The organism is Variovorax sp. P2_H12, from assembly GCF_056403395.1.
In genome coordinates, this window is sequence record NZ_JBFUFO010000003.1 from 56645 (window position 1) to 82225 (window position 25581).

Sequence of the window (25581 nt, forward strand, 5' to 3'; positions counted from 1 at the left end):
GATGCTTCAGGCGACCGAAGCCTTGCGCCCCCTGCGGTAGAGCACCAGCGTCGCCACCAGCCCGCAGGCCGCGGCGACGCTGAGCCACAAGGCCGGCGCCGCCTTGTCGCCGGTCGCCTCGATCAGCCAGGTCGAGATGGCCGGCGTGAAGCCGCCGAACACCGCGGTCGCCAGGCTGTAGGCGAGCGAGAAGCCGACCACCCGGACTTCCACCGGCATCACCTCGGTCAGCGCCACGACCATGGCGCCGTTGTACATGCCGAACAGGAACGAGAACCACAGCAGCACGTCGAGCATGCGGCCGAAGCTGGGCGCCGCCGCCAGCCAGTGCATTGCGGGATAGGCCGTGAAGATGGCCAGCAGCGTGACGGCCAGCAGCAGCGGCTTGCGGCCGATGCGGTCCGACAGCGCGCCGCCGATCGGCAGCCAGATGAAGTTCGTGACCGCCACCAGCAGGGTCACGACCAGGCTGTCGCGCGCGCTCAGGTGCAGCACGGTGCGCCCGAAGGTCGGCGTGTAGACCGTGATCAGGTAGAAGGTGGTGGTGGTCATGGCGACCAGCAGCATTCCGCACAGCACCACGCGCCAGTTGCGCGCCATCGACCGGAACACCTCGCGCGTCGTCGGATGGTGCTTGCGGGCCTGGAAGGCCTCGGTCTCCTGCAGCGAGCGGCGCAGCACGAAGATGCACGGAATGATCATGCAGCCGACGAAGAATGGAATCCGCCAGCCCCAGTCGGACAGCGCGGCCGGCGCCATCAGCTCGTTGAGCGCGAAGCCCAGCGCGGCGGCCAGCACGATCGCGACCTGCTGGCTGGCCGATTGCCACGCCGTGTAGAAGCCCTTGTGGCCCGGCGTCGCCATCTCCGAGAGATAGACCGAGACGCCGCCGAGCTCGGCGCCTGCCGAGAAGCCCTGCAGCAGCCGGCCCAGCAGGACCAGCACCGGCGCGACGACGCCGATCGTGGCGTAGCCGGGCACGAAGGCGATCAGCACCGTACCGCTGGCCATGATGGCCAGCGTGACGATCAGCCCCTTGCGCCGGCCCACCTCGTCGATATAGGCGCCCAGGACGATGGCGCCCAGGGGCCGCATCAGGAAGCCGGCGCCGAAGACCGCGAAGGTCAGCATCAGCGAGGCGAAGTCGCTGCTGGCCGGGAAAAAGACCTTGGAGATGGCGGTGGCGTAGAAGCCGAACAGGAAGAAGTCGAACTGCTCGAGAAAGTTGCCGCTCGTGACGCGCAGCACGGCGCCGAGCTTGGAAGTGCTGGCCGAGGGCGCCGGGTGGCCGCTGGCGAGGGTGGCTGTGCTCATGGGTGTCTCCTGCGAATGTGCGGCCCGCGGCCGCACGGTCCGTCCATCGTAGGAAGGCAAGCTGTCGATCCGCCGTCGGCGCGCTCGGGGTATGTCCCGCCCCTGGACGTCAGGTCTTGCTCAGCGCAGCAGGTGTATGGACGGCCGGCTCCGCAGCAAAACTAAGGGTTACCACCTATGTTTTGCAGGCGCTTCACCTACTATTCTTCCTTCCATCGTTTCATTAATAAATCAGTGTTTTATTAGCGAAACAAAGCGAGTTCTCCCTCCCTTCAAGGAAGCGCCTCCCATGATGAAGAAGACACGCCGCCACGCCCTGGCCTTCGCGCTCTGCACCGCAGCCGCCTGCCTGGCCGGCCCGACCTGGGCCCAGACCTGGCCGACCAAGCCGATCACCCTCGTGGTCGCCTATCCTGCGGGCGGCGATACCGACGCCCTGGCCCGGCTCTTCGCGGAGAAGCTCTCGACCCGACTCGGCCAGCCGGTGGTGGTCGACAACCGGCCCGGCGCCAGCGGCGTGATCGGCAGCAGCTATGTGGCCAAGGCGCCGGCCGACGGCTACACGCTGCTGGTGGCGCCGAGCACCTTCTCGATCGCGCAGATCGTGCTCAAGACCGGCGCGGGCGCCGGCTACGACGTGGTGAACGGCTTCACGCCCATCATCCAGACCGCGCTGATGCCGCTGTTCCTGGTCTCGGGGCCGGCCAGCGGGGCGAAGAGCCTGAAGGACGTGGTGGTCACGGCGAAGAGCAGCCAGGCGCTGTCCTATGCCAGCCCGGGCAGCGGTTCGCCGATGCACATCCTGGGCGAGATGTTCAACAAGACGGCCGGCGTGAACATCAAGCACGTGCCGTACAAGGGCGTGGCGCCGGCGATCAACGATGTGCTGGGCGGCCACGTGCCGCTGACCGTGGTCACGTACGGCCCGATCGCGCCCTACCTGTCGAGCGGCAAGCTGGTGCCGCTGGCGGTCGCCGATCGCGCCCGCTCGTCGCTCGCGCCCAACGTGCCGACGCTGCAGGAGCTGGGCTACAAGGATGTCGAGGTGGTCGCCTGGAACGGGATCTTCGGTCCCAAGGGCCTGCCGCCCGAGATCGTGAAGACGCTCAACGCCCACTTCAACGAGATCCTCAAGATGCCTGACGTCGCCTCCAAGATGGCCACGCTGGGCGCGCTGCCCCTGGGCGGCACGCCCGAGACGCTGGCCAAGACCAACGCCGCCGATTTCGAACGCTTCGGCCGCGTCATCAAAGACCTCGGAATCCAGGCTGATTGATACGGAAGAGACCCTCATGAGCGAACCCAGCGTCACCCCCGATCACCAGAGCCTGCAAGCCCTGCTTGCGGAACTGCCCGCCAACCTGCTCGCCGGCCGCAAGGTCCTGGTGACGGGGGCCGCGCGCGGCCTCGGGCTCGCGTTTGCCAAGTGCATCGCGGCCGCCGGCGCCGGCGTGGTGATGGCCGACATTCTTTCGGACCTGGCGCAGACCGAAGCCGCAGCGCTGCGCGAGGCCGGCTTCACGGCCCATGCGCTGGCGGTCGACTTGTCGGACCCGGCATCGATCGACGCCTGCGCCGCCGCGGCGACCGCGGCGCTCGGCGGTCTCGACGGCCTGGTCAACAACGCCGCCATCACCAATTCGGGCGGCCGCGATGCCGAGGCGCTCGACATCGACACCTGGGACCGCGTGATGAACGTCAACGTGCGCGGCACCTGGCTCATGAGCCGGGCCTGCCGCGGCGCGCTCGCCGCCGGCGGCCGCGGGGCGATCGTCAACCTGGCGTCGGACACCGCGCTGTGGGGCGCGCCGAACCTGCTGGCCTACGCCTCGAGCAAGGGCGCCGTGATCTCGATGACGCGCTCGCTGGCGCGCGAGTGGGGCGGCGAGGGCATCACGGTCAACGCCGTGGCGCCCGGCCTCACGCTGGTCGAGGCGACCGAATACGTGCCGCTGGCCCGCCACCAGAAATACCTCGAAGGCCGCGCGATCCCGCGCGAGCAGCAGGCGGCCGACGTCTGCGGCGCGATGCTCTTTTCCCTTTCGGGCCTGTCGCGCTTCGTGACCGGCCAGCTGCTCGCCGTCAACGGCGGCTTCGTGATGCATTGATTTTTTCCGACCAAGGAGTTTTCCGATGAGCGATTTGTCCGAACAACAGAAGATCGACGCCGCCGCCACTACCCTGGCGCAGCCTGAAGGCAGCAGCCTGCAGCAATGGATGGAAACGCGCATCGCGCGCTATTCGACCCGCAAGTACGACTGGGACGCGCTCAAGTTCCAGGCCGACTTCGACCCCAAGTTCCGCCGCGCCCAGATGCGCTACGTGGGCACCGGGGGCACCGGCGTCGCCCAGGACGTGAACACCGTGCCGGCCGAGAACTTCACCTTCTCGACCATGGTGATCCCGGCCGGCCACGAAGGCCCGCCGCACCTGCACACCGACGTGGAGGAAGTGTTCTTCCTGATCCGCGGCAAGCTCAAGGTGATCATCGAGAAGGACGGCGAGCGCTTCGAGACCATCATGACCGACCGCGACCTGATCTCGGTGCCGCCCGGCGTCTACCGCGAGGAGATCAACATCGGCGACGAGGACGCGCTGATGTGCGTGATGCTGGGCGCCAAGAAGCCGGTGACGCCGACCTATCCCGCGGACCATCCGCTGGCCAAGATCAAAAGGTGACGCACACCCCCAGGCTTGCCCACTTCGTGTGACCGCCCACCCCCTCGCCGGGGGCAATACCAGCGGCCCGGCAAAGCCGGTTCCGCGGTATTCCTGGAATGACACCATGACCGACGCCCTTTCCATCGAGCAACAGATCCTGCCGCCGTCCGAACTGACGCGCCTCGAGGCGCGCTTCCCGGCGCGCCCCTTGGCGCTGCGTGACGGCAGCGTGATGTCGGTGCGCGAGTGCGGCGCGGGGCCGGTGCTGGTCTGCCTGCACGGCATCGGCTCGGGCGCCGCTTCCTGGCTCGACACCGCGCTGCTGCTCTCACCGCAGGCGCGCGTGATCGCCTGGGACGCGCCCGGCTACGGCGCATCGACGCCGCTGGCACCCTCGGCGCCGAAGGCCGCCGACTACGCCGAGCGGCTCGGCGCGATGCTCGATGCCCTCGGCGTCGCCCGCTGCACCCTGGTCGGTCATTCGCTCGGCGCGTTGACTGCCGCTGCGGCCGCCCGGCCCGGTTCGGCGCTGGCGGCGCGCATCGAGCGGCTGGTGCTGATCAGTCCGGCGGGTGGCTACGGCGCCCCCGAGCGCGCCGAAACCCGCCAGCGCGTGCGCACCCAGCGGCTCGACAGCCTGGCGCGCGCCGGCGTTGCAGGCATGGCCGCGCAAGCCGATGCCCGGCTGCTGTCCGCCAACGCGAGCGAACAGGCGCGCCAGTGGGTGCGCTGGAACATGGCGCGCCTGAACGAGGGCGGCTACCGCCAGGCGGTCGAGCTGCTGTGCGGCGGCGAGCTGCTGGCCGACCTGCCGCCGGCGATGCCGGTGCGCGTGGCCTGCGGCGCGCTCGACATCGTCACGCCGCCCGCCGGCTGCGCCGAAGTGGCCGAGAAGTGCGGCGTGGCGCTCGAGCTGATCGCCGATGCGGGCCATGCGAGCTACGTCGAGCGGCCGGAAGCCGTCGCGGCGCTGCTGCGCGACGTTCTGGCATCCTGAAGACGATCCAGACAACAACCCAGAGGCACCATGGCTACCAACGACATCGATCCGATCGACGAAGGCGCGGACCGCTACAACGTTCCCGCGCTCGAGCGCGGGCTGCGCCTGCTGTGCGAGTTCAGCCGCGAGAACCGCTCGCTCTCGGCGCCCGAACTGGCGCGCCGCTTCGACCTGCCGCGCTCGACCGTGTTCCGGCTCCTGACCACGCTCGAGAACATGGGCTTCCTCGAGCGCGCCGAAGGCGGGCGCGACTACCGCCTCGGGCTGTCGGTGCTGCGCCTGGGCTTCGAATACCTGGCCTCGCTGGAGCTCACGCAGCTCGGGACGCCGCTGCTGCAGCGCCTGTGCGACGACCTGCGCACGCCGTGCAACCTGGTGGTGCGCGACGGCCGATCGATCGTCTACGTGGCGAAGGTCGCTCCGCCCACGCCGTTCGCGAGCTCGGTGACCGTCGGCACGCGGCTGCCCGCGCACGCCACGGTGCTCGGCCGCGTCCTGCTCGAAGACCTGACGCTGGTACAACTGCGCGCGCTCTATCCCGAAGGCCGGCTCGAGTCCTTCTCGCCGAGCACGCCGGTCTCGGTCGACCAGTTGTTCGACATGGTCCAGGCCGACCGCCAGCGCGGCTACGTGCTGGGCGAAGGTTTCTTCGAATCCAACATTTCCACCATCGCCGCGCCGGTGCGCGACCACAGCGGCCACATCGTGGCGGCGCTGGGCGCGACCATTACCTCGGGCCACATCGAGGAAAGCCGGATGGACGAGATGGTGCAGCGCGTGCGCCAGAGCGCCGACGAGATCTCCGGCCTGCTGAACTACTCGCCGGCCCCCGCGGGCCGGGTGATTCCGCTTCGCGGCAGCGACCGCGCCTGAGCGCAGCCGACTAGAGAAAATGACGATGCCTCACCTGTCCTCGAACTTCTTCGCCGCCGATGCGCTGGCCGGCCGCGTGGCCGTGGTCACCGGCGGCTCCTCCGGCATCGGCCTGGCGACCGTCGAGCTGCTGCTGGACTGCGGCGCCGCGGTGGCGCTGTGCGGCCGCAACGCCGAGCGGCTCGACCGCGCGGTGGCCGGCCTGCGCGCCGCGCGTCCCGAGGCCCGCCTCTTCGCCCGCACCTGCGACGTGCTCGATGCGGCTTCGGTGAAGCGTTTCGCCGCCGAGAGCGAAGCCGCACTCGGCCCGGCCTCGATGCTGATCAACAACGCGGGGCAGGGGCGGGTGTCCACCTTCGCCGACACCGACGACCAGGCCTGGAGCGACGAGCTGCACCTGAAGTTCTTCTCGGTGATCCACCCGACGCGCGCCTTCCTGCCGCAGCTCACGGCGCAGCGCGCGGTGCTCGGCGATGCGGCGATCGTCTGCGCCAATTCGCTGCTCGCGCGCCAGCCCGAGCCGCACATGGTCGCCACCTCGGCGGCCCGCGCCGGCCTGCTGAGCCTGGTGCGCTCGATGGCCACCGAGTTCGCGCCGCAGGGCGTGCGGGTCAACGGCATCCTGATCGGCCTGGTCGAGTCGGGCCAGTGGCGCCGCCGCTTCGAGGCCCGTGCGCAGACCGAGCTCGACTGGGCCGCCTGGAGCGGCCAGCTCGCGCACGACAAACACATCCCGCTGGGTCGCCTGGGGCTTCCGATCGAAGCCGCGCGCGCGATTCTTTTCCTCGCTTCACCGCTCGCGTCCTATACGACGGGCAGCCACATCGACATTTCCGGAGGCCATTCCCGCCATGCATAACCCCCACAACACCGTCACGGTCGGCGCCGTCGTCGCCGCCTTCCTCGAGCAATGCGGCGTCAAGGCGGCGTTCGGCGTCATCTCGATCCACAACATGCCGATCCTCGATGCCTTCGCGCAGCGCGGCGCGATCCGCTTCATCTCGTCGCGGGGCGAAGCGGGTGCCGGCAACATGGCCGACGCCTATGCGCGCTCCACCGCGAGCCTGGGCGTGTGCGTGACCAGCACCGGCCCGGCGGCGGGCAACATCGCCGGCAGCATGGTCGAGGCGCTGACCGCCGGCGCGCCGCTCCTGCACCTCACGGGCCAGATCGAGACGCCCTACATCGACCGCGGCATGTCGTACATCCACGAGGCACCGGACCAGCTCACGATGCTCAAGGCCATCTCCAAGGCTGCCTTCCGCGTGCGCAGCGTCGAGACCGTGCTCGGGACCCTGAAGCGCGCGGTGCAGGTCGCGATGACCGCGCCCACCGGCCCCGTCAGCGTGGAGATTCCGATCGACATCCAGTCCGCGCTCACCACCATGCCGGCCGACCTGTCGCCGCTGCCGATCGAGGCCGCCGTGCCGTCGAAGGCCGGCCTCGACGCCCTGGCCGCGAGCCTTGCCAAGGCCAGGCGCCCCTTGCTGTGGGTCGGCGGCGGTGCGCGCCACGCCCGTGCGGCCATCCAGCGCCTGCAGAAGCTCGGCTTCGGCGTGGTCACTACCACCCAGGGCCGCGGCACGGTGCCCGAGGACGATGCCGGCTCGCTCGGCGCCTACAACATCCAGAAGCCGGTCGAGTCCCTCTACCAGACCTGCGATGCGATGCTGGTGGTCGGCTCGCGCCTGCGCGGCAACGAGACGCTCAAGTACGAGCTGAAGCTCCCGCGCCCCCTGTACCGCATCGATGCCGATGCCGCCGCCGAGGGCCGCTGCTATGCCTCCGAGGCCTTCGTCTGCGGCGATTCCGCGCTGGCACTCGAAGGCCTCGCCGATCGCCTCGAAGCCGCGAAGTACCAGGCCGACCCCCAGCTGCTGGTCGACCTGCGCGCCGCGCACGACCAGGCCGTCGCGACGCTGCGCGACGGCCTCGGCCCGTACGCCGAACTGGTTCGCCAGATCCAGTCGGTGGCCGGCCGCAGTTTCAACTGGGTGCGCGACGTGACCGTCTCCAACAGCACCTGGGGCAACCGCGAGCTGCGCATCTTCGAACCCAGCGCCGGCGTCCACGCCACGGGCGGCGGCATCGGCCAGGGCATGCCCATGGCCATCGGCGCGGCCATCGGCGCGGTGGTGACCGGTTCGGGCCGCAAGACCTTCTGCCTGGCCGGCGACGGCGGCTTCATCCTGAACCTGGGCGAGCTGGCCTGCATGGTGCAGGAGAAGGCCCCCATGGTGATCGTGCTGATGAACGACAAGAGCTATGGGGTCATCAAGAACATCCAGGACGCGCAGTACGGCGGCCGCCAGTGCTACGCCGAGCTGCATACGCCCGACTACGACCTGCTGTGCCAGTCGATCGCCCTGCCGCACGCCCGCGTGCAGAAGCTGGCCGACCTGCCGGCCCGCCTGGACGAGGCGCTGGCGACCGACGGTCCCTTCCTGCTCGAGATCGACATGCTGTCCATCGGCGGCTTCAAGAGCACCTTCGCGGGTCCGCCGACCAACACGATCACGCAGATTCCTGCGCTCGGCACGGCCAAGTGAGCGGAGCCCTTCGCATGTCCGCCATCACGCGCATTGCACTCGTCGGCTGCGGCGCCATCGGTGCCTCGATGCTCGAACTGCTCCAGGCCGACACGGCGCTGGAGGTCAAGGCCATCGTCGTGCCGGCCGAGGCCTTCGCTGCGGCGCAGGCCACGGCCCAGCGGCTCGCACCGCGCGCGCAGGTCGTGTCGTCGGTTCCGCTCGAAGGCATCGACCTGGTCGTCGAGGCCGCGGGCCATGCGGCGATCGAGGCGCATGTGCTGCCGGCCCTGCAGCGCGGCACGCCCTGCGTGGTCGCTTCCGTGGGCGCGCTGTCGGCCCAGGGCTTCGCCGAAAAGCTGGAAGCCGCCGCGCTCGCGGGCGGCACGCAGGTCCAATTGATCCCCGGTGCGATCGGCGCCATCGATGCGCTGGCCGCAGCCCGCATCGGCGGCCTCGACGAGGTGCGCTACACCGGCCGCAAGCCGCCGCGCGCCTGGAAGGGCACGCCGGCCGAGCAGGGCCGCGATCTCGATGCGCTGACGAGCGAGATCGTGATCTTCGAAGGCAGCGCGCGCGAAGCCGCGACGCTCTACCCGAAAAACGCCAACGTGGCCGCCACCGTGTCGCTCGCCGGCCTCGGGCTGGACCGCACCCTGGTGCGCCTGATCGCCGATCCGGCGGTGGCCGACAACGTCCACGTGGTCGAGGCCCAAGGCGCCTTCGGCAGCTTCGAACTCACGATGCGCAACAAGCCGCTCGCAGCCAATCCAAAGACCTCCGCGCTGACGGTCTACAGCGCCGTGCGTGCACTGCGCAACCGTGGCGCGGCCATGGCGATCTGAAACCAGGGAACCCCGATGATTTCCTCCGAACTCCTTCCCCTCAACATCGCAGGCGTTTGGCGCCTGGGCGGCGGCGACGTCTACGAGAGCCTCTATCCGGCCACCGGCGAGCCGATCGCGCGCCTCAGGGCCGCGAGCCTGGCCGATGTCGACGAAGCCATCACGCGCGCGCACCACGCCTTCCTGACCAGCGGCTGGGCGCAGATGCTGCCGCACCAGCGCGCGACGGTGCTGCACCGCGTGGCGCAGCTGATCCGCGAGCAGGCCGAGACCCTGGCGCAGAAGCAGCGCCTGGACAACGGCAAGCCGATCAGCGAGACCCGCAACCTGGTGGCCAGCGCCGCCGGCACCTTCCAGTTCTTCGCGGCTGCGCTCGAGACGCTCGAGGACACCATCACGCCGTCTCGCGGCCCCTTCGTCACGATGAGCGTGCACGAGCCGATGGGCGTGGTGGCGGCGATCACGCCGTGGAATTCGCCGATCGCGAGCGAGGCCCAGAAGCTGGCGCCGGCGCTGGCCGCGGGCAACGCGGTGGTGGTCAAGCCGGCCGAGGTGACGCCCCTGATGGCGCTCGAGCTGGCCCGCATCTGCGAGGAGGCCGGCGTGCCCAAGGGCATCGTCAGCGTGCTGCCGGGCAAGGGCTCGGTGATCGGCGATGCGATCACCAAGCATCCGCTGGTCAAGCGCGTGTCCTTCACCGGCGGCACCACCACGGGCCGGCACATTGCGCACATCGCGGCCGACAAGATGATGCCGGTCTCGCTCGAGCTCGGCGGCAAGTCGCCGACCATGGTGCTCGACGACGCCGACCTCGACCACGCGGTCAACGGCGTGCTCTACGGCATCTTCAGCTCTTCGGGCGAATCCTGTATCGCGGGCTCGCGCCTGTTTGTCGCGCGTTCGATCTACGACGAGTTCCTGACCCGCCTGGCCGAAGGCGCCAATGCGCTGCGCGTGGGCGACCCGGCCGCCGAGAACACCCAGATGGGCCCGCTGATCACGGCCAAGCACCGCGAGGGCATCGAGCGCTACGTGGAGCTCGGCGTGTCCGAAGGCGGGCGCATCCGAACCGGCGGCGTGCGGCCGCATGGCAACGGCCTGGAGCGCGGCTACTTCTACACCCCGACGATCCTCGAAGGCCTCACCAACAGCGCGCGCATCAGCCAGGAGGAGATCTTCGGCCCGGTGCTGGTGGCGATGCCCTTCGACAACGAAGAGGAACTGATCAAGCAGGCCAACGACAGCGTCTACGCGCTGGCCGCGGGCGTCTGGAGCCGCGACTTCAAGCGCGCCTGGCGGCTCGGCCGCGCGGTGCAGGCCGGCACGGTCTGGGTCAACACCTACAAGCAGTTCTCGGTCTCGACCCCGTTCGGCGGCTGGCGCGACAGCGGCCTGGGCCGCGAGAAGGGCCGCGAGGGCATCTTCCAGTACATGGAGCAGAAGAGCATGTACTGGGGCACCAACGAGCAGCCGCTCCCTTGGGCAGGCCTATGACACACCCCCAGGTTGGCTCACTTCGTGTAGCCGCCCACCCCCTTGCAGGGGGCAACACCAGCGGCCCGGCAAAGCCGGTTCCGCGGTATTCCTGGAACTGAAGAGTGCGATTGGAGATTTTGATATGAGCGTTTTGGGCATCGACCAAGTCACCTATGCGGCCGACGACCTCGCGGTCTGCCGCAGCTTCTTCCAGGACTGGGGCCTCGTGCTCAAGTCCGAGGCCGCCGACGAACTGGTCTTCGAATGCCTCAACGGCTGCAAGGTGGTCGTCGCGGCGTTGGACAAGCCGGGCCTGCCGGCCGGCATGGAAGAAGGCCCGACCCTGCGCGAGGTGGTGTGGGGCGTCGAAAGCGACGCCGACCTGGCACGCTATGCGGCCGCGATCGCCAAGGACCCCGGCTTCGTCGACGTCACGGTCGACGGCGCGCGCCGCATCGGCTGCATCGACCCGAACGGCCTGGCCGTGCGCTTGCAGGTCAGCCGCAAGCATGCGGTCGAGATCGAGTGCGGCGCGATGAACACCTGGAACGACAAGCCGCGCGTGAACCAGCCGGCGCCGGTGTACGAGCGCGCCACGCCGATCGAGGTCGGCCACGTGGTGTTCTTCGTCAGCGACGTCAAGACCACCGGTGCCTTCTATGCGAACCGCTTCGGCTTCGTCTCTTCCGACAGCTACCCGAACCGCGGCGCCTTCATGCGCTGCGCAGCGGAAGGCGGCCACCACGACCTGTTCCTGCTGCAGCTGCCCTCGGGCAAGCGCGGCCTCAACCACGTGGCCTTCACCGTGCGCGACATCCACGAGGTGTTCGGCGGCGGCCTGCATTTCTCGCGCCGCGGCTGGGAAACGCAGCTCGGCCCGGGCCGCCATCCGGTCTCCTCCGCCTACTTCTGGTACTTCAAGAACCCGGCCGGCGGCCTGATCGAGTACTACGCCGACGAGGACCAGTTGACGGCCGAATGGCAGCCGCGCGAGTTCGAGCCGGGCCCGACCGTGTTCGCCGAATGGGCGGTCGATGGCGGCCTCGACGGCCATACGCGCCGGCAGAAGAACGCCGAAGGCCCCAAGGGGGCCTTCCTGACCGAAAAGAAGTGAGTGCCATCCCGATGACACGACGCACTTCCATTCCGCGCCTTCTTTTCGGCACCGCCTTGCTGGCGTTCGCGGCCATCACGTCCGCGCAGGCGCAGAGCGATGCCCAGAAGCAGCTGGCCGCCGACCGCTTCACCATCGTCTCGCCGTTCCCGCCGGGCGGCCCGGTCGACACGCTGGCGCGGGTGCTCTCCGAAGGGCTCGCCAAGCGCTACGGTCAACCGGCCGTGGTCGAGAATCTCGCGGGCGCAGCCGGCAACATCGGCATCGACAAGGTCAAGCGCGCCAAGGGCGACGGCCACACGCTGCTGGTGGTGCCGGCCGGCAACCTCACGATCAACCCGACCCTGATGCCGAACTTTCCGTTCGACATCGCCAAGGACTTCGTGCCGGTCACGATGCTCGCCACTGCGCCCAATGTGCTGGTGGCGACGCCGGCGTCCGGCTTCAAGACCGCCAAGGAGGTCGTCGCCCAGGCCAAGGCCAAGCCCGGCACCCTGTCCTATGCGTCGCCCGGCGTCGGCAGCGGCCTGCACCTGGCGGGCGAACTGTTCAAGCAGCAGGCCGGTGTCGACCTGCTGCACGTGCCCTACAAGGGCACCGCGCCGGCGCTCAACGACGTGCTCGGCGGCGTGGTGCCGCTGATGTTCAGCAACCTGCCGGCCACGCTGCCCTTCATCAAGAGCGGCAAGCTGGTCGCGCTCGGCGTGACCGAGGCCAAGCGCAGCCCGGTCGCGCCCGAGATCCCGACGCTGGCCGAGCAGGGCATCCAGGGCGTGAACGTGACCTCCTGGTATGGCCTGCTGGCACCGGCCGGGACGCCGCCCGCGGTCGCCGAGCAGCTCGCCAGGGACGCCGCCGAGATCCTCGCCGCGCCGGACGTGCGCGAGCGCCTCAAGGCGCAGGGCATGACCGACGCATCGATGAAGCCGGCCGAATTCGCCACGGCCATTCGCGACGAGACCGCGGTGTGGGCCAGGATCATCAAGGCCCGCAACATCGTGGCCGAGTGAGCCTGAGAGGGATCCCATGGCCACCACCGCACACGACTTCCGGCGCCCACTTTTGAACCACCTTCTTCCACCGATGGAGCGAACCATGACCGACCGTTATCTCGATCCCCACCAGGCGCGCGAGCGCACCCCCACCACCTACGAGGACCTGCTCGGCGATGCGATCGAGCGCGCCTTCGCGGCCGGCGTCCACGACCTCGCCGGCCTGGTCGAGCGGCTCAACGACAGCGGCCTGGCCAGCCCCAGCGGCAAGGCCTGGACCGAGGCCATCTACCGCGAAGAGATGGCGACGCTCGGCGCCTGAGCACCCATTCGAAAGGACCCATCATGACCACCCCCCACGCTGAACCGGTCGATCAACTGCTCGAGATCGGCCTGAAGGATCTCTGGTATCCGATCTGCCCCTCGGGCTTCATCAAGGAGTCGCCCGTCTCGCTGCGCCGCCTGGGCCGCAAGTTCGCGTTCTGGCGCGACCATGGCGGCAAGCTGCACGCGCTGGAAGACCGCTGCCCGCACCGCGGTGCGCCGCTGTCGCAGGGCGTGATCCTGGGCGACCGTCTCTCCTGCCCGTACCACGGGGTCGAGGTGCGCTGCGACGGCGTCGCCGTCCGCGTGCCGGGCAGCCCCGGCTGCAAGCTCGAGGGATCGCAGTCCACGCGCTTCTTCCACGTCGAGGAGCGTGCCGGCGCCGTCTGGCTCTACAACTCGAAGGAGTCGGTCGAGACGCCGCCGCCGCTGGTGCTGCCCGAACAGCTGACCGACGACGCGCAGTACTCCAGCTTCCTCTGCTACGCCGAGTGGAAGGGCGACTACCGCTACGTGCTGGACAACGTGATGGACCCGATGCACGGCACCTACCTGCACAAGCAGTCGCACTCGATGGCCGAAGGCGACTCGACCGCCAAGTTCGGCATCCGCGCGACCGACACCGGCTTCGTGTTCGAGAAGGAAGGCCAGCGCAACGTCAACTTCGACTGGACCGAGTGGGCCGACACCGGCCTGCACTGGATGCGCCTCGAGATCCCGTACCCCAAGACCGGCGGGCCGGGCGGCAACTTCATCATCATCGGCAGCTACACGCCGATCTCGCCGACGCTCTCGTGCGCCTTCCATTGGCGCGTGCGCAAGCTGCCGGTGGGCTGGGAGCGCGACACCTGGCGCTTCCTCTACAAGAACCGGCTCGAGGCGCGCCACTGGCACGTGCTCGAACAGGATCGCGTGCTGATCGAGAACATGGAGCCCGACGCCAACCAGCACGAGCAGCTCTATCAGCACGACCTCGGCATCGTGCGCCTGCGCCGCCACATGCGCGGGCTGGCACAGCAGCAGCTCGAAGGCACGGCCGCCTGATGACCGCGCCGGCCGCCATGGCGCTGCGGCGCATCGCTTACTGACAACGTTTCTTCGAGGTTCCGCCATGTCTTCCCCCACGCTGAACGCCCTGGTGCACACGATGCGCTACGAAGCGGACGGCATCGTCAGCGTCGAGTTCCGCCCGGCCACGCCGGCGGTGGACTTCCCCGCCTTCGAGGCCGGCTCCCACATCGACCTGCACCTGCCCAACGGGCTGGTGCGCAGCTACTCGCTGTGCAACCCGGCCAGCGACCGCCAGCGCTACGTCGTCGGCGTGCTGAACGACCGCAAGAGCCGCGGCGGATCGCGCTACGTGCACCAGCAGCTGCGCGTGGGCATGACGCTCGCGATCTCGCACCCACGCAACAACTTCAAGCTCGAAGAGAGCGCCGGCCGTTCGGTGCTGGTGGCGGGCGGCATCGGCGTGACGCCGATCTGGTGCATGCTCCAGCGGCTCGCGGCCATCGGCCAGCCGGTCGAGCTGATCTATTGCGCGCGCTCGCGCAAGGAGTCCGCGTTCTGCGAGGCCATTGCGGCCCTGGCGGCCGAGAAGTCGATCCCGCTGACCTGGCATTTCGACGAAGAGCAGGGCGGCCCGCCCGATCTCGCGGCGCTGCTCGGCGGCAAGGGAAACGACAGCCACTACTACTGCTGCGGCCCGACGCCGATGCTCGACGGCTTCGAGAAGACCTGCGCGCAGCTGGGCTACCCGAATGCCCACATCGAACGCTTCGCGGCCTTGCACGTCGAAGCGCCGAGCACGACCCAGAGCTACATGGTCGAGTGCGCGAAGAGCGGCAAGACGGTCGAGGTGCCGCCCGGCAAGTCGATCCTGGACAGCCTGATCGACGCCGGCCTGAACCCTGACCACAGCTGCAAGGAAGGCGTCTGCGGCGCCTGCGAAACCAAGGTGCTCGACGGCGAGATCGACCACCACGACGGCATCCTGACCAAGCTGGAACGGGCATCGAACAAGACCATGATGATCTGCGTCTCCGGCTGCAAGCGCGGCCCGCTGGTGCTGGACATCTAGGCCCCCGGCTCCCGTTGCCCCTGGCAGGAACCTGAACCATGCGCCCCAGAGCATTCCGTTGGTATGGCGTCATCACGCTGTTCGTGATCGTCGCCATCTCCTATGTCGACCGGATCAACATCGCGGTGCTGATCACCGATGCCTCGTTCCTGCACCACATCGGCATCGCACCGGGCGACCGCGTCAGCCAGGGCCTGCTGGCCACGGCCTTCATGGTCGGGTACGGCGTCTCGGCTTTCGTGCTGACGCCGTTCTGCGCGGCGCTGTTCGGGGTCCGCCGGAGCCTGATCCTCGGGCTGGTGCTGTGGGGCGTGGTCACCTTCATCACGCCGTGGTTCAACGGCTACGGCATGCTGCTGGCGTCGCGGATTCTGCTCGGCGTGTCCGAAGGGCCGCTGTTCTCGCTGGCTTCGTCCTACATCAAGGCGCATTTCGAGAGTCACGAGAACGGCAAGCCGAATTCCTTCGTCAACATGGGCACCGGCCTGGGCCTCGCGCTCGGCTATCCGTTGATCGGCTTCCTGCTGGCCAGCTTCGACTGGCAGATGTCCTTCCATGCGCTCGGGGTGCTGAACATCGTGCTGGGCATCCCGCTGGTGCTCGCCTTCGTGAAGATGCCCGCGGCCTATGCCGGCCTGGCGAAGCCCAAGTCCTTCGGCGACGCCATGGGCCGGGTCGGCGAGATCGTCAAGGGCGCATTGCACACGCGCTACCTGGTGCTGGTCACGGTGCTGACCTCGGCCACGCTGGCCTACCTCTGGGGCAGCAGCAACTGGCTGCCGGCCTACCTCAAGGAGGTGCGCGGCTTCTCGCTCAAGGAGATGGGCTGGCTCGCCTCGCTGCCGCAGTACGCCACGGTGCTCGCGGTGCTGCTGGGCGGCATTCTCATCGACAAGATCGAACGCCAGCGCGTGCCCTTCATCTTCATGGCCGCGAGCGCGGGCGTGGCGCTGTCGGTGCTGATGGCGATCAACGTGCACGACCCCTACGCGGCGGCCTACTGCCTGATCGCGGCCAATTTCTGCTGGGGCCTGCAGAGCCCGGCGATCCCGAGCACCGTGCAGTACTGCGCCCGGCCCGAGCATGTGGCCAGCGCCTTCGGCGTCGTCAACGGCACCGGCAGCCTGGTCGCAGGCTTCATGCCGGCGCTGATGGGCGGTGTGATCAGCGCGGTGTCGGCCGGCCCCGGCGCTTCGGGCGGCGCGGCGCACGGCTTCTTCGCCGGCTTCGCGCTGCTGATCGGGACCCAGCTGGTGGTGTTCGCCTGCGGCTTCGTGCTGTGGTGGCGCGAGCGCAGGCTGATGGGCTCAGTCCTTGTAGCTGCCGTCGACCCGGTCTAGCTTGCGGATCAGCGAGGGCCAGACGAAGGCCCCGCCGAGGCCGCCGGTCTGCACTTTCATCGCCTGGCCCACGCCGTCGACGATGCGCGGATCGACCTGCGTGAGCTCGCCGCCGCCGGACTGCGCCGCGATCTGGATCTGGCAGGTGTTCTCGAAGGTGTACATGCTGAGGAAGGCGTCGGCCACGGTCTTGCCGACGGTCAAGAGGCCGTGGTTGCGCAGCATCAGGAAGTTGGCGCGACCCATGTCGGCCTGCAGCCGCGGCTTCTCGTCGTCGCGGAAGGCCACGCCTTCGTAGTCGTGATAGGCCAGCGAGGCCAGCACGAAGGTCGACTGCTGGCTGATCGGCAGCACGCCGTTCTTTTGCGCGCTGACCGCGATGCCGGCGCGCGTGTGGGTGTGCAGCACGCACTGCACGTCCTCGCGCGCCGCATGCACCGCGCTGTGGATCACGAAGCCGGCCGGGTTCACCGGGTAGGGCGAGTCGATCACCTTGTTGCAGTCCTGGTCGACCTTGATCAGGCTCGAGGCCGTGATCTCGTCGAACATCAGGCCGTACGGATTGATCAGGAAATGATGTTCCGGGCCGGGCACGCGGGCGCTGATGTGCGTGAAGACGAGGTCGCTCCAGCCGTAGAGCGCGACCAGCCGGTAGCAGGCCGCGAGGTCGACGCGCAACTGCCATTCTTCGGGGCTGACGAGTTTCTGGATGTCGCTGGGCGCGGTGGCGTTCATGGGGTTCTCCTGGAAAAAGGGGATTCAGGCGGTGGTCGGCGCGGGCTGCTTCGCGGCCTTGTAGATGCTCTGCCGCGGCTGCGCCATCAGGCGCCTGAGCATCGGCTCGAATTCGCCGATCGGCAAGGTCTCGGCCTTCGGGTCGAAGGCCGGGTTGTCGTAGAGCTCGCAGAACTCGGCCGTGCGATCGAAGCACGGATGGCTGCGGAAGTTCTCGCGCAGGTCGCGGTCCAGCCCGATGTGATGGAAGAAATAGTGGCCCTGGAAGATGCCGTGGTGCGCCACCATCCAGTGGTTCTCGTCGCTCACGAAGGGCTTGAGGATCGCCGCCGCGATGTCCGGATGGTTCATCGTGCCGAGCGTGTCGCCGATGTCGTGCAGCAATGCGCACATCACGTACTCCTCGTCGCGGCCGTCGCGCAGCGCGCGCGTCGCGGTTTGCAGCGAATGGCTGTAGCGGTCGATCGGAAAGCCGCCGTAGTCGCCTTCGAGGATCTGCAGGTGCTTGATCACGCGCTCGGGCAGGCCCTGCGTGAACTGCATGAATTCGCTGCCGATCAGTTGCCAGTCCTGCTGGGTGCTGTCCTGCATGCGGACGAAGTTCGCTCTTGCATTCATCGGTGGTCTCCGTGGGATTTGCGGCCCACTGTAGACCTCGCGTGGGCGCTCAACTGTCAAAAACCAGACAATGGGGCGCTCTGGTAAACCCCCGAACCCGAATCCGCGCCGAATGCCCCAGCCCCCCAGACCGCGTCTGTCCGCCGCGCACCGCGCCGCCATGGAGGCCAACCCCTGGTTCGCCTCGATGCCGCGCGCGCAGCGCGAAGGCCTGCTCGCGACGGCTGAGTTGATCCACCTGCGCCGCGGCGCGATGGTGTTCCGCCAGGGAGACCCGGTGCATGCGGCGGGTGCCGGCTTCTTCGGACTGGCCGGCGGCTCGATCAAGATTTCGACCCTGCGCCAGGACGGCCGCGAAGCCATCCTGGCCGTGCTCGAGCCCGGCAACTGGTTCGGCGAGATCAGCCTGATCGACGGTTCGCCGCGGACGCACGATGCCACCGCACTGAGTGCGCTGGACCTGCTGGTGGTGCCTTTCGAGGCCTTCGCCCAGCAGATGCAGGGCGCCGCCTTCGCCCGCGCCGTCGCGGCCCTGCTCGCAGCGCGCGTGCGCGGGCTGTACGGGCTGATGGAGGACGCCACCTTGCGCGGCCTGCGCGCCCGGGTGGCACGCCGGCTGCTGGCACTCGCGCGCGGCGACGCGACCCAGTCGCCGGAGCCGCGCGCCTGCGTCTCGCTGCCCCAGGAGGCGCTGGCGATGATGCTCGGCGTGACCCGGCAGACCTTGTCGAAGGAACTCAATGCGCTGGCGAAGGAGCGCATGATCGCGCTGGGCTACGGCCGCATCGAGCTGCTGTCGCCGCAGGCGTTGCAGCGCTTGGGAAGCACGAGCTAGGGGCGACCCCGCTCAGCGCAGCACGCGCCCGTCCTTCGTGATGCTGATCAGATCGATGGCGCGCCCCGGGTCGCGCAGGCCCGGGCGCAGGTTGATGCGGAAGCCGCCGACGTCGTAGTCCGTCATGCCCGTCATCACGCGCTGCAGCGCGGCGGGTGTGAAGCCCTTGCCGGCCCGGCGCACCGCCTCGGCTGCGGCCTTGGTGGCGATGAAGCCCTCGAGGCCTTCGTACGAGGGCGTCTGATCCGAGTTGTCGAGCGCCGCGAGGTACTCCTTGACGATCGGGATCGCCGAGGAACGCGGCGAAGGCACGACCTGCGAGATCACGATGCCGCCGATGTCCTTGCCGAGCTCCGCGTAGAGCGGGTCGATGCCGACGATCGAAAATGCGGTGAAGCTGCCGGCATAGCCGCTCTTGCGCAGCCGGCGGATCACGTCGGCCGTCGTGGCCGAGAGCGACACCAGCACGATGGCCTGCGGCGACTGTTTCTGCACCGCCGCGAGCGCCGCGTCCACCTTGACGCCCGCCGGCGGCACCAGCGCGGTCGCCACCAGCGGCGCCAGCTTGAGTTCGGACATCGCCTGCTGCACCGATGCCAGGCCGGCGCGGCCCATCGCGTCGTCGTCGCCGATCAGGGCGATGCGGTTTTGCCCGACCGTGGCGCACTGGCGCACGATCTTGAAGGCCTCGTCCGCCATGCTGGGCCGGACGTGGAACACGTTGGGGTAGGCGGCGCCGCGCAGGTTGTCCGCCGCGGCGAAGGGGGCGAACAGCACGCTGCCCTGTTGCGCCGCGACCGCCGCCCCGGCTTCGCTGCTGGCGGTGCCGACGAAGCCGAACAGCAGGTCTGCCTTGTTCGTGTCCAGAAGGGTGCGCGCATTGGCGGCGGCGCGGCCGGCGTCGTAGCCGTCGTCCAACTGCACCAGCTTCAGCTGGAGACCGCTGGCGGCGCTGCTCTCGTTGAACTCGGTCGCGTAAAGCCGGCAGCCGGCCGCGAAAGCCAGCCCGATCTCGCTGGCCGCGCCGGTCAGGGGCACCGATTGACCGAGGATCACGGTGCGCGCCGCGGGGGCGCGTGCCACCCCTTGGGCGTGGCCGGGCCGGGTGGCGGCCAGTCCGCTGCCGCCCAGCAGCAGCGCTGCGCCGGTCTTCGCCATCCAGGTCCTGCGAGTGAGAGTCATCGGAAGCCTTTCGCTACAACTAACAAAAAATGTAGCGACTTCGATGTCTCAAACGAAGGTACTAAGTCACGTTACGCGCCGAGGTCATGGCAATGAGGGGCCGACGTCGCTGGACTGCGACCAGATTTGTTAACTTTTGTATATTGGTTGTGGCATTTTGCACAGCGGAAATGCGGCTTCCGCTGTCAAATCCTGGCTGACCCGGAATAGTCCCTGCTGGATGAAATGAAGCACACGTCAACCGAAATCGCCTTGTTGGAAAGCGCGCTGGTCGCCATCGAGAAGGTGCTCGCCCACGCCGACAGCAAACTCGAAGGCCCCGTTTACCTGGGCCCGACCGCCAACCTGCCGCTGGAGGCTCTGCGGACCGCTGCGCAGACCGAGGCGCAGCGATTCAGCGCCAGCGCTGCCCAGACCGCGGCCAACATCTGCCTGAGCTCGGCCGCGGCTCTGGTCGACGTCAGCCAGGCGCTGCTGAACCGCTGCGGCGACCGGATCGATCACGAACTCGAGCGCGAGTGGCAGGCACTGATCACGCACACCAGGATCGCCAGCCGCACGGCCTTGCGGGCGGCGCTCGTCATGGCGGCCCAGCAGAACCTGCCGCAGGCGCAGAGGCGCGCGCCGGGACAAGCCGACGACCTGCCCACCCTGGCGCATTGAGCGCCAAGCCGGCGCCGGGCCGCCAGCGCGGCGAAGTCCGCGCTTCGCGCTGACGGGCGGCCTGCTGACTCCCCCTCGGGGGGCAGCGACCCACACGAAGTGGGGGAGCGTGGGGGCCAGGCCGGCGCCGGGCCGCCCCAAGGCGGCCTGCGGCCCCCTCGGGGGGCAGCGACCCACACGAAGTGGGGGAGCGTGGGGGCCAGTCAGGCGCGTTCGAACACCACGTCCCACACGCCGTGGCCCAGCTTGAGGCCGCGGTTCTCGAACTTGGTCAGGGGCCGGTAGTCCGGCTTGGGCGCATAGCCCGCGGCGCTGTTGCGCAACAGCGGCTCGGCCGACAGCACCTCGAGCATCTGCTCGGCGTAGGGCTGCCAGTCGGTGGCGCAGTGCAGGTAGCCGCCGGGCGCCAGCCGGTCGGCCAGCTTGCGCACGAAGGGCGGCTGGATCAGGCGGCGCTTGTTGTGCCGGGTCTTGTGCCATGGGTCCGGAAAGAACACGTGCACGCCCGCCAGCGAACCCGGCGGCAGCATGTGATCGAGGACGTCGACCGCATCGTGGGCGCAGATGCGGATGTTCTGCAGCTGCTGTTCGCCGATGCGCTTGAGCAGCGCGCCGACGCCGGGCTCGTGCACTTCGCAGCACAGGAAGTTCTTCTCGGGCATCAGCGCCGCGATGTGCGCGGTCGCCTCGCCCATGCCGAAGCCGATCTCGAGCACGGTCGGCGCCTGGCGGCCGAAGGCGGCGTCGAAGTCCAGCGGCTCGGCGCGGTAGGGCAGCAGGAACTGCGGGCCGAACTGCTCGTAGGCGCGCGCCTGGCCCTCGGTGGTTCGGCCGCCGCGCTTGACGAAGCTCTTGAGGCGGCGGTGCAGCGGATGCGCCTCGCCGGTGGGTTTGTCGCCCGCGGGCGGATCGGCCGGCGGGTCGTGGGGGAGGTCGGTGGTAGAGCTTGGGGTCACGGCGGCGGATTGTAGAGATCGCGCCAATGGGCCACCCATTGCGCGAGCGCTTCGCCCGCGGTGGCAGCGCCGGTCGGCCCGAGACCGAGCACCTGCGCGGCGGCCTGCAGCGCGGCCAGCGCGTCGGCGGGGGTGGCCAGCGCGAGCGCTGCCGCACCGTTCTGCTTGGACAGCTTGTCGCCGTCGGCGCCCAGCACCAGCGGGGTGTGCAGGTAGCTCGGCGTCGGCAGTCCGAGCGCCCGCTGCAGCAGGATCTGGCGCGCCGTGTTGTCCGCCAGGTCCTGTCCGCGCACCACGTCGGTCACGCCCTGGTCGGCGTCGTCGACCACCACCGCCAACTGGTAGGCCCACGGGCCATCGGCGCGCCGGAGCACGAAGTCGCCGACCTCGCGGCCGACGGCCTGCTGCTGCCGGCCGAGCCGGCGGTCGTCCCACTGCAGCAGTCCGGACCCCTGGGCGGCCTCGAACTTTGCGGCGGCGAAGCGCCAGGCGCGCGCCGGCTTGCCGTGCAGGCCCTCACGGCAGGTGCCGGGATAGACGCGCTCGCCGTGGCGCGCATGCGCCACGCCGCGCGCCGCCAGCGCCCGTTCGATGTCCTTGCGGGTGCAGCTGCAGGGGTAGGCCCAGCCCGCCGCCTTGAGGTCGTCGAGGGCGCTCGCGTAGAGCGGGGTGCGCCGGGTCTGCCAGGCCGGCGGCGCGTCCGGGACCAGGCCGCAGGCGGCCAGTTGCGCGAGGATCCGTTCGCCCATGCCCGGCAGGCAGCGCTCGGTGTCGGCATCCTCGATGCGCACCAGCCAGCGCGCCTGGGGACCGCGGGCGCGGACGTCGAGCCAGCTCGCGAGCGCCGCGACCAGCGAACCGGCATGCAGCGGCCCGGTCGGAGAAGGCGCAAAACGGCCGATCCGGGTCATGACCCTGACGGGTAGGTCAGACGCCGCCGGGCCGCCCCAAGGCGGCTGTGGCGCCCTCGGGGGGCAGCGACCCACGAGGCGTGACAGCGGCGCAATCCGATGCCAGGGATACCGCGGAACCGGCTTCGCCGGGCCGCTGGTATCGCCCCCTTGAGGGGGCAGCGCCGCAGGCGCTTCGGGGGTGTTTCATTTCAAGCTGCTTTGAGCGCCAGCGTCAGGCCCGAGAGGAAGGCGTCCTCGACCCGGTGCCCGGTGCACCAGTCGCCGGCGACGCCGAGGCGAGCCTTGGCGTCCCACAGGTGCGGCTTGCCCGCCGGCACCTGGGTCTGCGCCTCGGCCCAGCAGCGGGCCTCGGCATGCGCAGGCTCGGCCCGGATGCCGGTGATCTCGGCGAAGGCGCGCAGCAGCTTGGCCCTGACGCGCGCGGCGTCGTCGCGCAGGTGCTCGTGCGACCAGGCGGCGCTGGCCTGCAGCGTCCAGCGCTCGATCGGATCGCGGCCGGGCTTGGACGACTCGCGCGCGAGCCAGGCCACGCGATGGTGCGCGCTGCGCGCGGCGTTCCATTGGGGGCCGAGGTGAGAGAGGGTGGGCTGGTTGGCCTGAGGGAAGGCGATCATCAGCGTCCAGCAGGGCGCGATGCGAACCGGCTCGATCCGGCGGCTCAAATCGGCGGACAGGCCGCCGTCGCCGAGCAGGGCGCGCGTGCGCGCCGGCGGCACCGCCAGCAGCACGGCATCGAAGCCCGAGTACACATGCTGCGAATCGTCGACGCCGGCGGTGCGCAACTGCCAGCGCTTGGCGTCCAGCGCATCGCGCTCGATCTGCGTCACCTGGGTGCGCGTCAGCAGCGCGTCGCCCAGCGGCGCCGCCCAGTGGGCGACCAGGGCGTCCATGCCGGGCTGGGCCACGAAATGGGACTCGCGGGAGGGCAGGGCGGCTTCGGCGACGCGGCCATGGGCGTCGAGCACGCGCACCAGGTTGGCGCTCCAGGGCTTGCAGATCTTCGGGGTGGTTTCCAGCACGCGCGCGAAACGCGGGTCGCGCACGGTGAAGTACTGCGCGCCGCTGTCGAAGCGGCCGAAGGGCGTGGCCTCGCTGGCCATGCGGCCGCCGGCGGTGGCTTCACGTTCGAACACGGTCACCTGGTGACCGGCCTGCACCAGCGTGCGGGCACAAGCCACGCCGGCGATGCCGGCGCCGACGACGGCGTAGTGGCGAGTGGCGGTGGATCGGTGGCGGTCGGCAGCGGGGCGGATGGTCATGGCGGTCTCTTTGTCGGGTGGCGGGCCATGTGACTCTAACCGGGTTGGCGGGCGCGCCGGCTAGCGGCCGCGGTGGCGCTCCAGCAACGCGAGGCGCGTTCCCTCATGCTCGAAGCGCTCGAGCCACCACTGCATCGCGCGCCCCGGGCTGCCGGCGCTGCGCACGCGCCAGGCGCAGTGCATGGTGGCGACCGGCGGCACGCGCCCGGTGCGGCGTTCGACCAGGTGCCCGGCCTCGATGTACGGCCGGGCCATGGGTTCGGGCAGGAAGCCGCCGCCCAATCCGTGCAACTGGGCCGCCAGCTTGGCCTGCATGGTCGGCACCGTGAGCACGTCCTGCCCGCCGACCAGGTTGACCGTCATGCCCGGGCCGGACCGCGCCGAGTCGGCTGCGGCCACGGCGCGATGCTGGCGCAGCACCGCATCGCTGAGCGGCTCGGGAAGTCGCGCCAGCGGATGGTGCGGCGCCACCGCGTAGACGAAGCGCAGCTCGCCCAGCGGGCGGCTGCGGATCCCCGTGGCCGTGAAGGCCAGGTTGGCGGCGTCGAGCACCGCGCCCACGGCCAGATCGGCTTCGCCGCTGGTCAGCGCCTCGAGGGTGCCCAGCAGCGTCTCGTCGCGCAGCTTGAGCCGCGTCGGCGGATCGAGGGCGAAGAACGCGTTCACCAGATCGAGCAGCGGATCGCGCGCGATCACGCTGTCCACCGCGATCGTGAGCATCGGCTCCCAGCCGGTGGCGATGCGCTTGACCCGGTTGGCGACCGCGTCGATCTCGCTCAGCAGCCGGGCCGATTCGCGCAGCAGCTCCACCCCGGCTTCGGTGACCCGTGCCTGGCGCCCGCTGCGGTCGAACAGCAGCACGTCGAGCGCATCCTCGATCAGGCGGACCCGATAGCTCAGCGCGCTGGGCACCAGGTTCAGCGAGCGGGCCGCGGCGGCGAAGCTGCCCGTGCTGGCCACGGTCTGCAGCATCGCGAACGCATCGGGCGTCAGCACGTCACGGGCAGTAGGCATGGCGGTCGATCATTCAAAAAAATTGAATGATGCCATCAAAGCAGAACGTCTTGAGGCCGGGGCGCGGGGCCTAAAGTTCCACACATCCGCTGCGCACAGGGCGCGGCATTCGAAGCGCCCTCCACGAGAGGGCAGGAGTTCGACGATGTTGCAAGTCCGTAAATCCCAGGAACGAGGCTATGCCGACCACGGCTGGCTGCGCTCCTTTCACAGTTTCTCCTTTGCGGGTTACTACGATCCGGCCCACATGGGCTTCGGCAACCTGCGCGTGATCAACGAGGATCGCGTCGCCGCGGGTGCCGGCTTCGGGACCCATGGCCACAAGGACATGGAAATCATCAGCTACGTGCTGTCGGGCGAACTGGCGCACAAGGACAGCATGGGCAACGTGGAATCGATCCCGCCCGGCGACGTCCAGCGCATGAGCGCGGGCCGCGGCGTGATGCACAGCGAGTTCAACCACAAGGCCGACCAGACCACGCACTTCCTGCAGATCTGGATCGAGCCCAACGTGCGCGGCATCGCGCCGGGGTACGAGCAGAAGACCTTCCCGGCCGAGGAGAAGCGCGGCAAGCTGCGCCTCGTCGCTTCGCCCGACGGCGCCGACGGTTCGGTGCTGGTGCATGCGGATGCGCGGCTGTTCGCGGGCCTGCTCGACGGCGACGAGCAAGCCAGCCTGGCGCTGGACCCGAAGCGCAAGAGCTACGTGCATCTCGTGCGCGGCGAACTCGAGGCCAATGGCACGAAGCTGGCTTGCGGCGATGCGGCCCTGCTCGAAGGCGAAACCCGGCTGACGCTCGGCGCCGCCAAGGATGCCGAAGTGCTCGTGTTCGATCTCGCGGCCTGAATCTGTTTTGT

At 69.4% G+C, this 25581-nt stretch carries 26 protein-coding genes; 18 read left to right on the forward strand and 8 right to left on the reverse strand.

Translation table 11 applies throughout. The annotated features are described in order from the left end of the window. Positions 1 to 6: 6 nt before the first annotated feature. A complete protein-coding gene (tcuC, locus tag AC1DYK_RS02990; protein WP_478164904.1) occupies positions 7 to 1314 on the reverse strand; it encodes a tricarballylate/proton symporter TcuC in 1308 nt (435 codons plus the stop codon). A 292-nt stretch (positions 1315 to 1606) separates the two neighbouring features. Between tcuC and AC1DYK_RS02995 the strand changes: the two genes are divergently transcribed. The 15 genes from AC1DYK_RS02995 to AC1DYK_RS03065 all read left to right on the forward strand — a co-directional run bounded on the left by AC1DYK_RS02995 (position 1607) and on the right by AC1DYK_RS03065 (position 16547). Continuing rightward, positions 1607 to 2590, forward strand: a complete 984-nt coding sequence (locus AC1DYK_RS02995) for a Bug family tripartite tricarboxylate transporter substrate binding protein (protein WP_478165004.1) — start codon at positions 1607 to 1609, stop codon at positions 2588 to 2590. Positions 2591 to 2606: 16 nt separating this feature from the next. Further along, positions 2607 to 3422 carry an SDR family oxidoreductase gene (locus AC1DYK_RS03000; RefSeq protein WP_478164905.1) on the forward strand — a complete coding sequence of 272 codons (816 nt, stop codon included), beginning with the start codon at positions 2607 to 2609 and terminating at the stop codon, positions 3420 to 3422. 25 nt (positions 3423 to 3447) lie between these two features. Continuing rightward, on the forward strand, positions 3448 to 3993 hold the full coding sequence (locus AC1DYK_RS03005; RefSeq protein ID WP_478164906.1) for a cupin domain-containing protein: 546 nt from the start codon (positions 3448 to 3450) through the stop codon (positions 3991 to 3993). A gap of 106 nt (positions 3994 to 4099) precedes the next feature. Beyond that, positions 4100 to 4972 carry an alpha/beta fold hydrolase gene (locus AC1DYK_RS03010; RefSeq protein WP_478164907.1) on the forward strand — a complete coding sequence of 291 codons (873 nt, stop codon included), beginning with the start codon at positions 4100 to 4102 and terminating at the stop codon, positions 4970 to 4972. Positions 4973 to 5002: 30 nt separating this feature from the next. Beyond that, the gene (locus tag AC1DYK_RS03015; protein ID WP_478091651.1) at positions 5003 to 5848 is read left to right on the forward strand and encodes an IclR family transcriptional regulator; all 846 of its coding nucleotides are present in this window, start codon (positions 5003 to 5005) and stop codon (positions 5846 to 5848) included. A 19-nt stretch (positions 5849 to 5867) separates the two neighbouring features. Continuing rightward, positions 5868 to 6707: an SDR family oxidoreductase gene (locus AC1DYK_RS03020; RefSeq protein WP_478164908.1), complete on the forward strand. Its 840-nt coding sequence runs from the start codon at positions 5868 to 5870 to the stop codon at positions 6705 to 6707. Then, positions 6700 to 8397: a thiamine pyrophosphate-binding protein gene (locus AC1DYK_RS03025; protein WP_478164909.1), complete on the forward strand. Its 1698-nt coding sequence runs from the start codon at positions 6700 to 6702 to the stop codon at positions 8395 to 8397. Before AC1DYK_RS03020 ends, AC1DYK_RS03025 begins: the two co-directional genes overlap by 8 nt. Before the next feature lie 14 nt (positions 8398 to 8411). Next, a complete protein-coding gene (locus AC1DYK_RS03030; RefSeq protein WP_478164910.1) occupies positions 8412 to 9221 on the forward strand; it encodes an aspartate dehydrogenase in 810 nt (269 codons plus the stop codon). A gap of 15 nt (positions 9222 to 9236) precedes the next feature. Further along, positions 9237 to 10715, forward strand: coding sequence for an aldehyde dehydrogenase (locus AC1DYK_RS03035; protein WP_478164911.1), 1479 nt, complete (start codon positions 9237 to 9239; stop codon positions 10713 to 10715). 124 nt (positions 10716 to 10839) lie between these two features. Then, positions 10840 to 11811, forward strand: a complete 972-nt coding sequence (locus tag AC1DYK_RS03040; protein WP_478164912.1) for a VOC family protein — start codon at positions 10840 to 10842, stop codon at positions 11809 to 11811. Positions 11812 to 11822: 11 nt separating this feature from the next. Continuing rightward, entirely contained in the window at positions 11823 to 12821 is a 999-nt protein-coding gene (locus AC1DYK_RS03045) for a Bug family tripartite tricarboxylate transporter substrate binding protein (protein WP_478164913.1), read from the forward strand. Between the two features lie 85 nt (positions 12822 to 12906). Further along, complete coding sequence (locus tag AC1DYK_RS03050; protein WP_478090574.1) at positions 12907 to 13125, forward strand: recombinase-like helix-turn-helix domain-containing protein; 219 nt, start codon at positions 12907 to 12909, stop codon at positions 13123 to 13125. A gap of 23 nt (positions 13126 to 13148) precedes the next feature. Next, positions 13149 to 14171 carry a Rieske 2Fe-2S domain-containing protein gene (locus tag AC1DYK_RS03055; protein ID WP_478164914.1) on the forward strand — a complete coding sequence of 341 codons (1023 nt, stop codon included), beginning with the start codon at positions 13149 to 13151 and terminating at the stop codon, positions 14169 to 14171. 67 nt (positions 14172 to 14238) lie between these two features. Further along, the gene (locus AC1DYK_RS03060; RefSeq protein ID WP_478164915.1) at positions 14239 to 15207 is read left to right on the forward strand and encodes a PDR/VanB family oxidoreductase; all 969 of its coding nucleotides are present in this window, start codon (positions 14239 to 14241) and stop codon (positions 15205 to 15207) included. 38 nt (positions 15208 to 15245) lie between these two features. After that, entirely contained in the window at positions 15246 to 16547 is a 1302-nt protein-coding gene (locus tag AC1DYK_RS03065; protein ID WP_478164916.1) for an MFS transporter, read from the forward strand. On the opposite strand, the gene AC1DYK_RS03070 is transcribed toward AC1DYK_RS03065, so the two are convergent. Next, on the reverse strand, positions 16515 to 17282 hold the full coding sequence (locus AC1DYK_RS03070; RefSeq protein ID WP_478164917.1) for a class II aldolase/adducin family protein: 768 nt from the start codon (positions 17280 to 17282) through the stop codon (positions 16515 to 16517). The genes AC1DYK_RS03065 and AC1DYK_RS03070 overlap by 33 nt on opposite strands. Before the next feature lie 24 nt (positions 17283 to 17306). Continuing rightward, positions 17307 to 17900 carry an HD domain-containing protein gene (locus tag AC1DYK_RS03075; protein WP_478164918.1) on the reverse strand — a complete coding sequence of 198 codons (594 nt, stop codon included), beginning with the start codon at positions 17898 to 17900 and terminating at the stop codon, positions 17307 to 17309. 112 nt (positions 17901 to 18012) lie between these two features. Here AC1DYK_RS03075 and AC1DYK_RS03080 point away from each other — a divergent pair, with 112 nt between their 5' ends. Further along, positions 18013 to 18735 carry a Crp/Fnr family transcriptional regulator gene (locus AC1DYK_RS03080; protein WP_478164919.1) on the forward strand — a complete coding sequence of 241 codons (723 nt, stop codon included), beginning with the start codon at positions 18013 to 18015 and terminating at the stop codon, positions 18733 to 18735. A gap of 12 nt (positions 18736 to 18747) precedes the next feature. Here the strand turns inward: AC1DYK_RS03080 and AC1DYK_RS03085 are convergent, their stop codons facing one another. Then, positions 18748 to 19917: an ABC transporter substrate-binding protein gene (locus AC1DYK_RS03085; protein ID WP_478164920.1), complete on the reverse strand. Its 1170-nt coding sequence runs from the start codon at positions 19915 to 19917 to the stop codon at positions 18748 to 18750. 225 nt (positions 19918 to 20142) lie between these two features. On the opposite strand from AC1DYK_RS03085, the gene AC1DYK_RS03090 reads away from it, so the two are divergent. Continuing rightward, on the forward strand, positions 20143 to 20580 hold the full coding sequence (locus AC1DYK_RS03090; RefSeq protein WP_478164921.1) for a hypothetical protein: 438 nt from the start codon (positions 20143 to 20145) through the stop codon (positions 20578 to 20580). Positions 20581 to 20783: 203 nt separating this feature from the next. On the opposite strand, the gene trmB is transcribed toward AC1DYK_RS03090, so the two are convergent. From trmB to AC1DYK_RS03110, 4 genes are all read right to left on the reverse strand, one after another. After that, the gene (gene trmB, locus AC1DYK_RS03095) at positions 20784 to 21575 is read right to left on the reverse strand and encodes a tRNA (guanosine(46)-N7)-methyltransferase TrmB (protein ID WP_478164922.1); all 792 of its coding nucleotides are present in this window, start codon (positions 21573 to 21575) and stop codon (positions 20784 to 20786) included. Further along, complete coding sequence (gluQRS, locus tag AC1DYK_RS03100) at positions 21533 to 22447, reverse strand: tRNA glutamyl-Q(34) synthetase GluQRS (RefSeq protein WP_478164923.1); 915 nt, start codon at positions 22445 to 22447, stop codon at positions 21533 to 21535. Before gluQRS ends, trmB begins: the two co-directional genes overlap by 43 nt. 191 nt (positions 22448 to 22638) lie before the next feature. Next, the gene (locus AC1DYK_RS03105) at positions 22639 to 23709 is read right to left on the reverse strand and encodes an NAD(P)/FAD-dependent oxidoreductase (RefSeq protein ID WP_478164924.1); all 1071 of its coding nucleotides are present in this window, start codon (positions 23707 to 23709) and stop codon (positions 22639 to 22641) included. A 60-nt stretch (positions 23710 to 23769) separates the two neighbouring features. Continuing rightward, the gene (locus AC1DYK_RS03110; RefSeq protein WP_478156654.1) at positions 23770 to 24723 is read right to left on the reverse strand and encodes a LysR family transcriptional regulator; all 954 of its coding nucleotides are present in this window, start codon (positions 24721 to 24723) and stop codon (positions 23770 to 23772) included. Between the two features lie 145 nt (positions 24724 to 24868). Between AC1DYK_RS03110 and AC1DYK_RS03115 the strand changes: the two genes are divergently transcribed. Continuing rightward, entirely contained in the window at positions 24869 to 25570 is a 702-nt protein-coding gene (locus AC1DYK_RS03115) for a pirin family protein (RefSeq protein ID WP_478164925.1), read from the forward strand. The last annotated feature ends 11 nt before the right edge of the window (positions 25571 to 25581 follow it).

Coding starts and splice junctions, on each gene's coding strand:
- tcuC (WP_478164904.1), bottom strand. CDS start 1,314: ATGAGCACAGCCACCCTCGCCAGCGGCCACCCGGCGCCCTCGGCCAGC.
- AC1DYK_RS02995 (WP_478165004.1), top strand. CDS start 1,607: ATGAAGAAGACACGCCGCCACGCCCTGGCCTTCGCGCTCTGCACCGCA.
- AC1DYK_RS03000 (WP_478164905.1), top strand. CDS start 2,607: ATGAGCGAACCCAGCGTCACCCCCGATCACCAGAGCCTGCAAGCCCTG.
- AC1DYK_RS03005 (WP_478164906.1), top strand. CDS start 3,448: ATGAGCGATTTGTCCGAACAACAGAAGATCGACGCCGCCGCCACTACC.
- AC1DYK_RS03010 (WP_478164907.1), top strand. CDS start 4,100: ATGACCGACGCCCTTTCCATCGAGCAACAGATCCTGCCGCCGTCCGAA.
- AC1DYK_RS03015 (WP_478091651.1), top strand. CDS start 5,003: ATGGCTACCAACGACATCGATCCGATCGACGAAGGCGCGGACCGCTAC.
- AC1DYK_RS03020 (WP_478164908.1), top strand. CDS start 5,868: ATGACGATGCCTCACCTGTCCTCGAACTTCTTCGCCGCCGATGCGCTG.
- AC1DYK_RS03025 (WP_478164909.1), top strand. CDS start 6,700: ATGCATAACCCCCACAACACCGTCACGGTCGGCGCCGTCGTCGCCGCC.
- AC1DYK_RS03030 (WP_478164910.1), top strand. CDS start 8,412: ATGTCCGCCATCACGCGCATTGCACTCGTCGGCTGCGGCGCCATCGGT.
- AC1DYK_RS03035 (WP_478164911.1), top strand. CDS start 9,237: ATGATTTCCTCCGAACTCCTTCCCCTCAACATCGCAGGCGTTTGGCGC.
- AC1DYK_RS03040 (WP_478164912.1), top strand. CDS start 10,840: ATGAGCGTTTTGGGCATCGACCAAGTCACCTATGCGGCCGACGACCTC.
- AC1DYK_RS03045 (WP_478164913.1), top strand. CDS start 11,823: ATGACACGACGCACTTCCATTCCGCGCCTTCTTTTCGGCACCGCCTTG.
- AC1DYK_RS03050 (WP_478090574.1), top strand. CDS start 12,907: ATGACCGACCGTTATCTCGATCCCCACCAGGCGCGCGAGCGCACCCCC.
- AC1DYK_RS03055 (WP_478164914.1), top strand. CDS start 13,149: ATGACCACCCCCCACGCTGAACCGGTCGATCAACTGCTCGAGATCGGC.
- AC1DYK_RS03060 (WP_478164915.1), top strand. CDS start 14,239: ATGTCTTCCCCCACGCTGAACGCCCTGGTGCACACGATGCGCTACGAA.
- AC1DYK_RS03065 (WP_478164916.1), top strand. CDS start 15,246: ATGCGCCCCAGAGCATTCCGTTGGTATGGCGTCATCACGCTGTTCGTG.
- AC1DYK_RS03070 (WP_478164917.1), bottom strand. CDS start 17,282: ATGAACGCCACCGCGCCCAGCGACATCCAGAAACTCGTCAGCCCCGAA.
- AC1DYK_RS03075 (WP_478164918.1), bottom strand. CDS start 17,900: ATGAATGCAAGAGCGAACTTCGTCCGCATGCAGGACAGCACCCAGCAG.
- AC1DYK_RS03080 (WP_478164919.1), top strand. CDS start 18,013: ATGCCCCAGCCCCCCAGACCGCGTCTGTCCGCCGCGCACCGCGCCGCC.
- AC1DYK_RS03085 (WP_478164920.1), bottom strand. CDS start 19,917: ATGACTCTCACTCGCAGGACCTGGATGGCGAAGACCGGCGCAGCGCTG.
- AC1DYK_RS03090 (WP_478164921.1), top strand. CDS start 20,143: ATGAAGCACACGTCAACCGAAATCGCCTTGTTGGAAAGCGCGCTGGTC.
- trmB (WP_478164922.1), bottom strand. CDS start 21,575: ATGGGTGGCCCATTGGCGCGATCTCTACAATCCGCCGCCGTGACCCCA.
- gluQRS (WP_478164923.1), bottom strand. CDS start 22,447: ATGACCCGGATCGGCCGTTTTGCGCCTTCTCCGACCGGGCCGCTGCAT.
- AC1DYK_RS03105 (WP_478164924.1), bottom strand. CDS start 23,709: ATGACCATCCGCCCCGCTGCCGACCGCCACCGATCCACCGCCACTCGC.
- AC1DYK_RS03110 (WP_478156654.1), bottom strand. CDS start 24,723: ATGCCTACTGCCCGTGACGTGCTGACGCCCGATGCGTTCGCGATGCTG.
- AC1DYK_RS03115 (WP_478164925.1), top strand. CDS start 24,869: ATGTTGCAAGTCCGTAAATCCCAGGAACGAGGCTATGCCGACCACGGC.